Genomic DNA, 13,437 nt, shown 5'->3' with positions numbered 1-13,437 from the left:
TTATATAAACGGTACGCTGGAGGCAGAAAAGTAGCCTTAAGCATCTTTTACATTGAAGTGTTTCACCTGCTTGCGTAATCGTTGCACTTCATCAATCAAGTCGAGCATCATTGCCACAGCAGAAAAGCTGGCATCAAAGTCGCGTTGTAAACGGTAGGCCCGACGTGCACGCGACACATCGTCACCAAAAAATTGATGAATTCTTTCTTCTGGACGCGTGTCTAAAATATCGTATTCAAGTAGCTGTAAAACCCATTCCGGACTTTGTCCACACGCATCAGCAAAATGCTTTAAATCAAAACTGTAATGTTCATCAATGACATCTGTAGGATTAAATTCATCAGATATTATTTCACGATAATGAATAGTCGCCATGATGTTCTCCTTAAGCATTGCGAGGCTTAAATGTTGCAAAAGCTTCGGCAAAAGCTTGATAAGCCTGCTGTTCATGTTCAGTTTGTGCAGTTGGATACACGACATTTAAAACCAGATAGAGATGACCTGGCACTTTGCTCGGAATCCCTTTGTCCTTGAGTCGTAACTGTTGACCGGTTTTGGCATTTTTAGGCACATTCACCTGAATTTTTTTACCGTCAGGGGTTGATATTTCAATGCCTTGACCTAATGCTGCTTCCCAAGGTGCGATATCAACGTGGTAATAAATATCGGCACCTTCAACCCGGATCCGTGCAGTGTGCTTATAGTGAATCTCGATATACAGATCGCCATTTTGTCCGCCATTGATACCATTTTGACCTTGGCCACTGAGGCGAATATGCTGGCCTTCTTTCATGCCTTTGGGAATTTTTATCTGCAAGGTCTTGCGCTGGACTTCAGGCTCTCCATAGGCATTTAAGGTTGGAATTTGCAAGGTAATTTGTTGGGTGGCACCGTGGTAAGCAATTTCAGGATCAATTTCTAGACTGGCATGCTGATCTTCGCCTTTATAACTGCGCTGTTGCTGTCTTTGCTGATTTTGATATTGATAGTTGCCGCCACCAAAACCCGAACCAAAGCGTCCAAAAAGATCTTCAAAATCACTAAAATTGGAATGCTGCTGATTAAATCCCTGCCGGTAAAAGTGTGCGTTATCAAAACCGTCGGTTCCTGTCTGCGCCCCAGATTGATAAAAAGCTTCAGGATGATCAAGCTGAAAATCATATTCAGCTTTTTTCTCTTCGTTGCTTAAGGTGTCATAGGCAACATTAATGGTTTGCATCTTTTCTTCGGCATCGCTCTCTTTGCTGACATCAGGATGATATTTTCGAGCCAGTTTGCGGTAGGCTTTCTTTATTTGATCCTGCGTGGCATTGCGGTTAATACCAAGAACTTCGTAATGACTTTTAGGCATAAACTGAGAAGCTAAAATTGATTATGTTTTAATCATTATTATGTTTTTCATAAATCTGCAACAGTGTAGATCTGTACCATATTGTTTCAAATCATGACAAAAAAAGGCCCCTTAACAGGAGCCTTCGCAAATCATGAATAAAATCAATATTTAATCCATGTCACACTGCGGCCAATCACCGATACACCGACATAACCACGCAGGTTTAAGTGTTTGCCACTGGCACTAATGCGTGCTTTGCCCTTGTAAACTTTGCCGCCAATCGGATCAAGTACGCGACCATGATTAAATTCACGTGGATTGTCCGGATTTTGTGTAAATCCCCAAATAAAAGGTAGGCCAATAAACGGTTTATTTTTTAAGTTGCCTGGGCAGTTTGAGCAGAGGACCATTTTTTCTGTACCAGGTACATTACGGGTCGCGACGATGACCCCTTCGTAGGTGCCATCCGGCTTTTTGCTGATTTCTACATCAGCACGAGAATAACCGGTCCGGTCATCAATGGTTTTCCATTTGCCCACCAAGGGATCATTTTCAGCAAAACTGAAAGATGAAACAGCAGCTAAAATTACTCCGGTCAAAATCCCTTTATATAAATTCTTCACTAATTTCCCCTGTTGAATGAACTATTTTTTAATTTTAGAGTAAAACGCCTAATTTATAGCGGCAAACAGGTATAAAATCAAATGATTAAATTGTTATATAAATCACATAAATAATAAGTTATGCGCTGAAATCCAGTTTTTTAGCAATCCGTATTCAAAAAATGTCCGGGTAAGGGCTGAAATATTGAACTTTTCTTTCATTTATATTTTATCCCACAGTAAGTAAGACCATAAATTAAAAAAGAATATAAGATTTTCTGTGATTGCTCGCTGGCCTATGTGCAACACAGCGAGTTGTCTGCTGCTTGCTTTTTAGGTCAGGGTGATCGAGTTATGAAATGGGTGAGCAGGAGGAATGCCAGCAAGATCGTAGGGTGCTAAAGAGGGAGATCACAAGTTCTGAATCATTTGCCAGATCAAAACTTGTGATGACCTTCTTCCAGATTTTATTCCGTTTTAATCCAGGATACGGCTCGGCCGAGCAAACTGGTCCCAATAAAACCACGTAAGGTCAGTACATTGCCTCGGGTATTCAGATGTCCTTTGCTCTGATAGCTATGACCAGAAAGTGGATCAAGAATATGCCCCTCAATGAATTCATTTTTATTTTTCGGGTTTTGCTTAAATCCGGTCAAAATGGCTAAGCCAATTAAAGGGGCATTTTTCAAGCTGCCTTTGCATTTTTCGCAATGATCAATTGCAGTCTGGTTTGGAACACCATGTACTTTGACAATTTTCCCCAGATAAGTCCCATTTTGTTGTTGACTAATCAAGACTTCAGCACGGGCATAGCCGGTCTTGTCATCAATCGTTTTCCATGTCCCCACTAAGTCAGGTACTTGGGCCTGAATAAAAGGACAAGCAAGAAGCAAGAGGGTAGTCACAATTATTTTTGTGTTCATGTGGTGGTTCCAATAATTCATTTATTTTTTTTAAGTAAAAATAAAGCCTTAAAAAATGAGCTGCTTTATTTTGCTGTGGAATTTTACTTTAAAATATTTAGATTACAAGTAGATAAAACTTGTATAAAAAGAACAGAAAAAGTCGCTACTCAATCTGGTGATAAAAAAAAGAGCAGTAATTATTATTGCTGCTCTGATTTTGTTTACTTGATCAAATTAACTGAGATGTTTGCCAAATAAACCAAAGGCTTCTTCCGCAGTAAAAGTATAGCGGGTACTACAGAACTGACAATCCATGGTAATTGGGTTCTGGAATTCTAAAGTTTCACGTACTGCTTCCACACCAATTTGAATGAGCGCATTGGCACAACGCTCTTTAGAACAGGTACAGCCAAAGCTTAATTGTTCAGCTGCGGGTAAACGCACATCTTCTTCATTATACAAACGGTAAAGAATTTCAGTCGGTTCAAGCTCTGTAAGTTCTTCCGCTTTCAGGGTTTCGGTCAACATGGTCAGGCGTGGCCAAAGGTCTTCATCGACACGCTGCTGCTCTTCTTCACTATTACGTGGCAATAGTTGGATCAGCAGACCGCCAGAGCGTTCGGCCGTGCTGGCCAAAACAATTTTTGTCGGAATCTGTGCAGATAAATCATAATACTGCATTAAACAACCGGCCAAGGTATCGTGCTCAAGGGCAATAATGCCCTGATAGCGTTCACCAAACTCAGGTTCAATGTTAATAAACAGTACCGGACTGACCAGTGCATTCAACACTGTACTGCTGTTTTCTGCCTGAAAGAAACGCGGATCTTCTTCATAATCGGCCGATGCACGTAACTCACCGCGATGGTTACATTCTGCCATAGCCCATTTGAATGTGCCGGCTGCCTGAATTTGCAGGCTGATCCGGCCTTTAATTTTCAGGGTGCTGGCCAGTAATGCCGTGGCACTCAGCATTTCTCCCAAAAGAATTTGAATGGCTTGCGGATAATCACGCTGCGCGAGGATCGTTTGCAAAACGCTTTCAAGATGGACCACTTCACCACGAATCGGGCAATTCTCAATATAAAAGCGTTGACGTAATTCAGACATAAATTTCTCCAATAGCCCGTGTTAATGGTGTCTATATTGTAAAACACAAGCTAGTTACTATCATCTCTTGTGACATCAATACGCTGATGTGCTAAGCCACGTTGTAAATTGACGCCAGTAGGTTCTTGACGAATCTGTGCATCACTTTCAAATAAATGTTCTAGCTCGGCCAAAGCATTACGATGGGTTTCATAAATCTTTTGTTCATCGGTATACACCCGTTGTTGCTGAAGCAATAATTTTTCATCGTAATCGCGGAACAGTTCAATACTTTTATAAGCATCTTCTTCACTGATATCCAATTCACGCAAGGCTCGATAGGCCATACCCATAGACGATAAATAGGTTTCACGCCAGATATGTTCTACGCCTAAATCCCGCAGTAAATGCACATGATGACGATCGCGTGCACGAACCAAAAGTTTCAGATTAGGATAGTTTAGGCGAATATGACGTGCCACATTCATCGAGTCTTCAATATCATCAATCGCGAGAACAAAAACCTTGGCGTGTTCAACACCTGCAGAACGTAGGATATCCGGTTGTGTTGCATCACCATAGTATACAGTACCGCCATAATTCCGCACGAAATCAACTTTTTCCAGATTACTGTCAATGGCAGTAAAGGACTGATGCTGTAAATGCGCAATACGGGCAATGATCTGTCCAAAACGGCCAAATCCGGCAATGATCATTGGGTTATGGCGATCTGGAATTTCATCATAAACCGGCGCTTTTTCTTTATCGATAAGCAGAATAATCCAGTTGCTGATGATCCAGTACAGCATTGGGGTGAGCACCATGGAAAGGGTCACAATCAAGGTCAAAGGCTCAAGCATGGCTTGGGTGAGTACTTTTTCGCTACTCGCGACTTTCAGTACCACAAAGGCAAACTCACCGCCTTGGGCCAGACAGGTGGCAAGCAGCAAGCTGTTGCGCCATGAATAGTTTAAATAACGGGCAATGGCCGTCAGGGTCATGCTTTTGACCAGCATTAAAACCAGCGCACCGCCAATGATCAGCCACGGCATATCTACCAGTAAGGATAATTGTGTGGTCATGCCGACGGTCATAAAGAATAGACCGAGTAATAAGCCTTTAAAGGGCGCGATACTGGCTTCCAGTTCATGCCTGAATTCCGAGTCGGCCAACAATACCCCGGTTAAGAAAGCCCCCAGAGTGGTGCTGATCCCGAGCACATCCATCAGCACCACGACACCGAGTACAATAAACAAGCCGACAGCGGTAATCAGTTCATGCGCCCCGCTTTTGGCCACAAAGCGGAAAAATGGCCGCATCATATAACGGCTAAACAGGAACAAACCGCTAAAGGTGGCAATGATTGCAGCAAAATAGGCAATGCCATGATGGGTCGATTCGGTGCCGGCCAATAGCGGAATAATGGCCAGTAGCGGAATGGCTGCAATATCCTGAAACAGTAAAATAGAAAAAGATTGCTGCCCGAAGGTGGTGTTCAGTTGTTGCTTTTCCGCCAGCAGCTGTAACACAAAGGCCGTAGAGGACAGAGCCAGCGCCATACCAATCACAAAGCTGGCAGAAAGGCTCTGGTTTAAGGCAAAAAAGGTCAGGATGGCCAGAATCACCCCGGTAATCCCGACCTGCAAGCTGCCCATCAGGAAGATGGACTTACGCATTTCCCAGAGCCGTTGGGGGCGCAGCTCCAGGCCAATAATAAACATCAACAAAATCACGCCAAATTCGGCCAGTTCCTGAATGGCTTCCGGGTCACTGGCCATATTCAATACGCCGGGACCGAGCAAAATACCTGTAAACAAATACCCGAGTACCGTGGCAATACCAAAACGCTTGGCAAGTGGCACCAAGAGTAGTGAAGCACCGAGGAAAATCGTGATTTGTAACAGTAACGACATCAGTTCATCCTGGAATTGATTTGAATGGCAAAAAAATGAAAACCAAACATGAGTTCGGATTTAGCTTAATTCTTGAGGATCTATATCGAGTGTCAGTTTCATGCTTGAGGGCTTTTGATGCAACATATTTTGCCACCAGGTACGGATATAAAAATGTAATCGGGCACGATCCTGTGACAGCAGCACCATATGTGCCTGATAACGCCCAGCCTTACGTTCCATCGGTGCGGGAATTGGCCCCCAGATATCAATCAGGTTTTCCGAAACCTGTCTGAGCGCCTGGGCATGCTGCTGCAAGAACTCCTGATTCTGTTCCTGACTTTTCGATTCACAGCGAATCAGGGCAGCATAACGAAAAGGCGGCAGCAATGCAGCTTGGCGTTCTTTTAGCGTCTGTTTGACAAAATGACGGTAGTCATCCTGGATTAAGGTATTCAGCAGGGGATGGTCGGGGCGTAATGTCTGTAAATAAACTTCACCTTTACGTTCCCCGCGTCCGGCACGTCCTGCCACCTGTACAATCAGTTGCGCCGTGCGTTCGGTGGCACGGAAATCAACACTGAGCAGACCTGAATCAATATCCAGAATCGCCACCAAAGTGACATAAGGAAAGTGATGTCCCTTGGCCAGCATCTGGGTGCCGAGCAAGATCACCGGTTCGCTTTTTTGAATCTTGTCATAGATTTTCTGCCAGCTGCCGACCCGACTGGTGGAATCACGATCGACCCGAATCACGTCAAAGTTGGGGAACAGTTGTTGTAAATGTTCTTCCACTTTGGCTGTGCCCATGCCAATCGACTTGAGTTCGCTATGATTACACTGCGGGCACTGCTCGGGCATGCGGTGAATGCTGCCACAGTGATGGCAGTGCAGATGCTGATAAGGCTGGCGATGCACGGTAAAGTTGGCATCACAATGCGGGCATTTGGCCTGCCAGGCACAGCTTTCGCAAATCAGTACCGGAGCATAACCACGGCGGTTTAAAAACACCAACACCTGTTCTTTTTTATCCAGCCGCTTTTGAATTTCATCAATCAGACTTTGGCTAATACCATTTTGCTTTTGGGCAATTTTCAGATCAATCAGATGAATCTTTGGCATTAGTGCCACACCCGCACGCTGATTCAGCTCTAAACGGGTCATTTTTCCTGAGTCAGCCAGTGCATAACTTTCAATACTCGGGGTAGCTGAACCCAAAATAATCGGACAGCTTTCTAAATGAGCCCGATACATCGCGACATCACGGGCGTGATAGCGAAAACCCTCCTGCTGTTTAAAAGAAAGGTCGTGTTCTTCATCCAGAATGATCAAGCCCAAATTTGGCAGCGGGGTATAAATGGCCGAACGGGTTCCCAGAATAATCGAGGCTTTGCCGGTTTGTGCCGCTTGCCAGGCCTGTAGACGTTTGGAATCGTTTAGTCCTGAATGTAGCAATACGATATTGCCGTGAAAACGTGACTGGAAACGGCTAATGGTTTGTGGGGTAAGCCCAATTTCAGGGACTAAAACCAAGACTTGCTTGCCCTGTTTCAGCACCTCTTGCATGATCTGTAAATAGACTTCAGTTTTACCGCTACCGGTCAGACCATCGAGTAAAAAAGCCTGATATTTTTTCTGTGCTTTCAATACCTGTTGAATGGCTTTCTTCTGATCTTCATTTGCTGTTAATGGCATTTGCGCCAGCGTGACCGGTTGCGGGCGAAAATCCTGATGTTCCAGAATGCATGCCACAATGGCTTTTTTTTCCAGAGCTTTGAGTGTCGCTGTCTCAATTCCGGCCAAATTTAAAATATTTTCTGTGGTGCCTTGAGGATGCAGTTTTAAAACTTTATATGCTTGTTGCTGTTTTTCAGAGCGCGTCAGCTTGTCTTCGGCATGCAAATCCAGCACTTTCCATAGCCGTGCCAATAAATTATACGGTTTGCCCTGACGCAAGAATGTCGGTAAGGCGCTCTGAAAAACTTCGCCAATCGGAAATTGATAATATTGAGCGGACCAGGTCAATAAATTTAAAACTTTGGCATCTAAAAGGGTATGTTCATCTAACAGCTCGGTGATGGCTTTAAGCTTAAAACGCGGATCAATTGGGGTGCCGGTCGTTAATTTTTCAACAATGATCCCGACCAGATTTTGCCGTCCAAATGATACCGCAACACGTGCTCCCACTTCGGCTTGCTGGTATTGTTCAGCAGTCAATGTATAGTCAAAGCAGTCATAGATATGTACGGGTACGGCAACACGAATGCGATAAATGTCGGCTGGAGTCGATGGTGTATTTGGCATAAATAAGGGTCAAATGGTCCTGATCAAATTTCGTCGTGCTAAAGGTCGAGTTATGTTAGAGTGAGCAAATCATGAATATCTAAGAATATGAATGATTTTGGTGGTCAGACGCAACAGCGCTGAAGCAAATTTTAGAAAATTAGAGCATCACAATGCCTGCATATCAATTTACTGCCATTGATGCTTCAGGGAAGCAGCAAAAAGGCGTGTTAGAGGGTGATTCGGCACGTCAAATCCGTCAACAGCTCAGAGACAAAGCGCTTATTCCTGTGACGGTTGATCCTGTCGAGCAAAAAGACAAGCAAAATTCCACCCGCTGGTTTCAGAAAAAAATTACCGCTTATGATTTGGCCTTGTTTACCCGGCAGCTTTCGGTTCTGGTGGCAGCTGCAATTCCTTTAGAAGAAGCGCTGCGGGCTGTGGGCAAACAAAGTGAAAAAGCGCATGTACAGAACCTGTTGATGTCAGTGCGCTCAAAAGTCATGGAAGGGCATTCACTGGCCAATGCCTTGCAGCAAGCAGGGCGCTTGCCTGAGCTATATATTGCCACCATCGCAGCGGGTGAACGCTCAGGACATCTGGATTTAATTCTGGATCAGTTAGCAGATTACACCGAAAACCGCTTTGCCATGCAAAAGAAAGTGCAGGGCGCGATGATTTATCCCATTATCTTGATGCTGATGTCCTTTGCGATTGTGATGGGGCTGATGACCTATGTCGTTCCCGACATCGTCAAGACTTTCGATCAGAGTAAAGATGCCTTGCCGTGGATCACGGTTGCCTTAATGAAAGCCAGTGCCTTTATTCGGGTGGCCTGGCCATTTTTACTGGTTGCGGGCGTAGTCGGTTTTACTGTGCTGCTACGCTTTTTAAGAACCACAGCCGGACATTATGCATTTGACCGCTTAACCCTGAAATTGCCATTATTGGGTAAATTGTCACGTGGTATCAATGCCGCCCGCTTTGCCAGTACTTTATCCATTTTGACCCAATCTGGCGTGCCTTTGGTAGATGCACTTAAAATTGGTGCCGCGGTAAGTAATAACTGGGTCATTCGCGATTCGGTTAATCTGGCAGCCGAACGCGTTACCGAAGGCGGCAACCTGGCCACGCAACTGGAGCGTAGTGGTTATTTCCCACCGATGATGGTACAAATGATCAAAAGTGGTGAAGCCTCTGGGGAACTGGACCGTATGCTGGCACGTGCCTCGACCATGCAGGATCGGGAAGTGACCACCCTCATTTCAACTTTGCTGGCTCTGCTTGAACCGCTCATGTTGGTATTGATGGCCAGTATCGTGCTGGTAATCGTTATTGCGGTGATGCTGCCAATCGTGAATATGAATAATATGATTTAAATAGAACTAGGGTAAATTCTTCGAATAGTTGAAAGCGAATTAGACTTTCTAAAGTATCAAGATGAATGAGAGAAATTGAATGAAACGGAATCAACTTAATAAGCAGACTGGTTTTACTTTGATTGAAGTCATGGTGGTGATTGTGATTTTAGGAGTATTGGCTGCCCTCATTGTGCCTAATGTTATGGGGCGTGGTGAAAAAGCCAAGGTGGATACATCAGCCATTACCTTAAAAGGGGTAGCCGGAGCGTTAGATCAATATAAACTGGATAACGGTAAATACCCGTCCATGCAGGATGGTGGTTTAGATGCTTTGGTCAATCAGCCGGCTTCGGCAAAAAACTGGATGCAGGGTGGTTATGTTAAAGGTGGTTATCCAAAAGACAGTTGGGATAATGATATTCAATATGTGATTCCCGGTGCTGAAGGTCGTCCATTCGATTTATATTCTTTTGGTGCCGATGGTAAAGAAGGCGGTGAAGGTACAGATGCCGATATTTATTATCAGCCTTAATTAAAAATCCTTAATTATTTTAAGGATATAAAATATATCACTTCACTTTATCTGGCTATTCAATACTAAGTGAAGTGATAATAAATCCTAATTATAAATATATATTAAGTTATTGAATTTAATTAAAATTATATAATATTGGCTGTTTGATAGTTATAATAAGAATTATTCCCATATTTGATAGTTACAATAATGATTGTATGTGAATGGAAATAGACTTTCTATTTATTCAAAAGCTTGCATAATGTTCTGAATGGCAAAGGTTTTGTCGGAGAGAATGGAATGAAAGCATTCATAATATCGGATGAAATTAACCAATTTCATTGGGCAATGCTCAAGTCTGTTCTTTTAATTTTGAGTTTGCTTCCCATGAGTCAGGGCATTTTAACATTATGGAATGCAACCGAAGGAAGTAGCCAGATTATGGTGGGCTTTTTTGCAATCAATGTATGGAGTGCATTATTTATATTGTGCTTTTGGTCTGCCTTAAAAGCGACGGTACTCAACTTAAAACAACAACAGACTTCAGCTTTAGAACACATGGTAGTAAAAATTTATCGCTATATTCCTATGTTGTTTTTAACTGTCATGGTGTCCTATCTGGTCACCCAGTTATAAAACCAATTGAATAAAAAAACCGAGGTTAATGCCTCGGTTTTTTATTTCATTAAGCATATGCAGAATTTAATCTCTCGCCTTGCGTAAAGTAGTATTCATCTTTTAAAAAGAGAAAATCTTTCTCTTTAATTTATTATTGAAGAAATGATCAAAAAAACAAGTTAGATATTTATTGAAAGTTCCTTCTCTTGCGCCATATATGGCTCAGGGAGAAGGTTAGGATGAGGGGAGTTTAAAAGAAATTACTTTGTATAGTCGTGCAATTCATTTCTAAGAAAATAATCTCTCCCTTGCGAACTCGAAATTCTAAAAGGAGAGAGAATTTAAAGTTTAACGTCGTGATTTAAACGATACATCTACCTTACGCGGACGGAAGCGCCAACCCAGCAGTAATAACAAGATCGACACAATCAGTACTGGCCAGTCGCTTAAGCGCATATACAGGGTTTCACCTTGCATGGCAGGCAATTCGCCCCGAAGAATCGCTGTTTGATCGGTCGGCGCCTGTTTCACAATATGCCCGTTGTGATCGATAAATGCAGTGACACCGGTATTGGTGGCACGAATAAACCAGCGGCCATTTTCTTTGGCGCGCATTTGCACCATTTGTAAATGTTGCCAAGGGCCAGCAGTGCCGGTAAACCAGGCATCATTAGAGACAGTCACCAGATAATCGCTTTGACTCGCATTACGACGGGTCAGGTTCGGATAAGCCACTTCATAACAGATGGCTGCACCCAGTGCATGATTTTTTACGTCTAATGGTTTTTGGTCACGGGCACCACGAGAAAAACCACTCATGGAAGGGTCATTTTGCAATGCTGGCAGTACCCAACTGAGCCAGCCAGATAAAGGCACATATTCACCAAAAGGAACCAGACGTTGCTTTTTATACAAGCCTTCCGATTCATCACCGATTGCCATAATGCTGTTGTAATACATCGGGTGTTGTTCATTTTTGGATTCTTTCAAATCCCAATAAGGAAGGCCGGTGACCCAAGCCGTTCCAGATTTTTCTGCCTGAACTTTCATGGCATCAAGGAAAGGTTCGATATCGGTCTGGAACATGGGAATTGAAGATTCCGGCCAGACAATCAGATCGCGTCCCCATTCAGTCCGGCTTAAATTGGCATAGATCATCAAGGTTTTGACTTGATACTCTGTTAGCCATTTCAGGTCTTGTGGAATGTTGCCCTGAATTAATGAAACGGAAAGCGGCTTCTCATTTTTTTGTTCCACAAACTGAAGGTAGGAAGCACCCCAAGCGCCCAGCAGTATCAGGGCAGAAGGAATAATCCAGAACATGCGTTTATTCAGGATTTCCACCAGCGCACAGGCTAAGATAATCACTACAAACGAGACACCGAAGATCCCAAACAGTGGCGCATAGTTATCTAGGAAGCGCTCGGTAAAAGCATACCCTGCAAATAACCAGGGGAAACCGGTAAATACCCAGGTTTTTGCCCATTCAAAAAACACCCAGAGCGGCGCAAAAGTCAGCGGTGTTTCCGGGAAAAAGCGACGATAGATCCAGGTTTGCAAGGCGGTAAACAACCCCATCACCAAGGCCATAAAAGCAATCATCAGTATACTTAGAAAGGCACTGGTATCACCATAAACGTGGATTGAGGTATACAGCCAGAATGCGCCAACAAACCATAAACCAAAGCCATAGGCCCAGCCAATGCCAAAAGCCTGCTTTGCTGAGCGCTTACGTAGTGAAGCATAGAGCAGAGCTGGGGACAGCAGTGCCAACCACCAGTAATAATAAGGTGCCAGCGCAAAACTGAACATGGCACCTGAAAATAACGAAATTAAAAAGGGATAAATAAAAGGGAGCTGCTTTTGTTGTTGAGATGAATTTAACAGCTTATCAAAGTAAGTTCTCATTTACGGACAGCTCGAATCAGATGAATAGTACGTGCATCTGCTTCTACAATGGTAAATTCCCAATTTTCAAGTTCAATCACTTGACCTTGTAAATCGCTGACTAAACCCATTTCTTGAAGCAATAAACCGCCGACAGTTTCTACTTCATCATCGGAAAAATCAGCATCTAAAACATTGTTAAAGTGTTCAATTGGTGTAAGTGCTTGAACAAGCCAGGTATTCGCCGTGTGTGGGTCATTATCGGGAATAATGTACTGGGCTTCTTCATCCACCTTGTCGTGTTCATCTTCAATTTCACCGACAATTTCTTCCAGAATATCTTCCAGCGTGACTAGGCCGGAAGTAGTGCCATATTCATCAATCACGACAGCAATATGGGTCTGGGTGTTTTTCAACATCCGCATGACTTGGTCAGAACGGGCACTTTCCGGCACAAACAGCGGTTGGCGCATGAGTGCGCGAATGTCCACTTTAGATGTCGGCTCGGTCAGAAATGGCAATAGGTCTTTGGCCAATAAAATCCCGACCACATTATCCGGCTGATCAGATGAAAACACAGGAAAACGTGAATGGGCAGATTCAACCAGCACATGCAGAATATCGAACAGTTGATCATCTTCTTGTAAGCTGATCATGGCGGTTCGCGGAGTCATGACCTCACGAATTTTGGTTGCTGGAAGGTCAAGCACGCCTTCAAGCATGGCAACCGTATCGGGTTCTAAAAAACGACGTGAATCTTGTACTAATTTTAGCAGTTCGTCGCGAGTTTCGGGTGCTGTACCCAGCCATTTGCGTAAGCCGCGCATGCCCCACGACGGGCCTGATTCCTCGTGCATGATCTTTCCTAAAGACTCTTAATATCTAAAATACATAATTTTAATCATACCGTAGAAAATACAGTTGTCTATCGCTAATCTTCATCTAAATCACAG

12 protein-coding genes are annotated in these 13,437 nt (G+C 43.6%); 3 read left to right on the top strand and 9 right to left on the bottom strand.

The genetic code is table 11. The features are described from left to right. Positions 1-36: 36 nt before the first annotated feature. The 7 genes from B9T29_RS00730 to B9T29_RS00695 form a co-directional block, all read right to left on the bottom strand. Positions 37-375 (bottom strand): chaperone modulator CbpM, encoded by a 339-nt coding sequence (locus tag B9T29_RS00730; RefSeq protein WP_086174080.1) that lies wholly within the window; start codon positions 373-375, stop codon positions 37-39. A 10-nt stretch (positions 376-385) separates the two neighbouring features. Continuing rightward, positions 386-1,351: a DnaJ C-terminal domain-containing protein gene (locus tag B9T29_RS00725; protein WP_086174079.1), complete on the bottom strand. Its 966-nt coding sequence runs from the start codon at positions 1,349-1,351 to the stop codon at positions 386-388. Between the two features lie 143 nt (positions 1,352-1,494). Further along, the gene (locus B9T29_RS00720) at positions 1,495-1,956 is read right to left on the bottom strand and encodes a DUF2147 domain-containing protein (RefSeq protein WP_086174078.1); all 462 of its coding nucleotides are present in this window, start codon (positions 1,954-1,956) and stop codon (positions 1,495-1,497) included. A gap of 446 nt (positions 1,957-2,402) precedes the next feature. Next, positions 2,403-2,858: a DUF2147 domain-containing protein gene (locus B9T29_RS00715; RefSeq protein WP_086174077.1), complete on the bottom strand. Its 456-nt coding sequence runs from the start codon at positions 2,856-2,858 to the stop codon at positions 2,403-2,405. 216 nt (positions 2,859-3,074) lie between these two features. Then, the gene (locus tag B9T29_RS00705; protein WP_086174075.1) at positions 3,075-3,950 is read right to left on the bottom strand and encodes an Hsp33 family molecular chaperone HslO; all 876 of its coding nucleotides are present in this window, start codon (positions 3,948-3,950) and stop codon (positions 3,075-3,077) included. Between the two features lie 50 nt (positions 3,951-4,000). Beyond that, positions 4,001-5,842, bottom strand: a complete 1,842-nt coding sequence (locus B9T29_RS00700) for a monovalent cation:proton antiporter-2 (CPA2) family protein (protein ID WP_086174074.1) — start codon at positions 5,840-5,842, stop codon at positions 4,001-4,003. Between the two features lie 60 nt (positions 5,843-5,902). Then, positions 5,903-8,125 (bottom strand): primosomal protein N', encoded by a 2,223-nt coding sequence (locus B9T29_RS00695; protein WP_086174073.1) that lies wholly within the window; start codon positions 8,123-8,125, stop codon positions 5,903-5,905. A gap of 152 nt (positions 8,126-8,277) precedes the next feature. Between B9T29_RS00695 and gspF the strand changes: the two genes are divergently transcribed. The 3 genes from gspF to B9T29_RS00680 all read left to right on the top strand — a co-directional run bounded on the left by gspF (position 8,278) and on the right by B9T29_RS00680 (position 10,615). Then, a complete protein-coding gene (gene gspF / locus B9T29_RS00690; protein ID WP_086174072.1) occupies positions 8,278-9,483 on the top strand; it encodes a type II secretion system inner membrane protein GspF in 1,206 nt (401 codons plus the stop codon). Between the two features lie 79 nt (positions 9,484-9,562). Beyond that, a complete protein-coding gene (gene gspG, locus B9T29_RS00685) occupies positions 9,563-9,997 on the top strand; it encodes a type II secretion system major pseudopilin GspG (protein WP_086174071.1) in 435 nt (144 codons plus the stop codon). A 282-nt stretch (positions 9,998-10,279) separates the two neighbouring features. Then, positions 10,280-10,615 (top strand): hypothetical protein, encoded by a 336-nt coding sequence (locus B9T29_RS00680; protein WP_086174070.1) that lies wholly within the window; start codon positions 10,280-10,282, stop codon positions 10,613-10,615. Positions 10,616-10,945: 330 nt separating this feature from the next. Here the strand turns inward: B9T29_RS00680 and lnt are convergent, their stop codons facing one another. Next, on the bottom strand, positions 10,946-12,505 hold the full coding sequence (gene lnt, locus B9T29_RS00675) for an apolipoprotein N-acyltransferase (RefSeq protein ID WP_086174069.1): 1,560 nt from the start codon (positions 12,503-12,505) through the stop codon (positions 10,946-10,948). Continuing rightward, entirely contained in the window at positions 12,502-13,341 is an 840-nt protein-coding gene (locus tag B9T29_RS00670; RefSeq protein WP_086174068.1) for an HlyC/CorC family transporter, read from the bottom strand. Before B9T29_RS00670 ends, lnt begins: the two co-directional genes overlap by 4 nt. Positions 13,342-13,437 lie beyond the last annotated feature (96 nt).

Source organism: Acinetobacter sp. ANC 3903 (assembly GCF_002135315.1).
In the GTDB taxonomy this organism is placed as follows: domain Bacteria; phylum Pseudomonadota; class Gammaproteobacteria; order Pseudomonadales; family Moraxellaceae; genus Acinetobacter.
The sequence above is the reverse complement of the archived record's forward strand: the minus strand, read 5'-3'. Positions and strand labels throughout refer to the sequence as shown.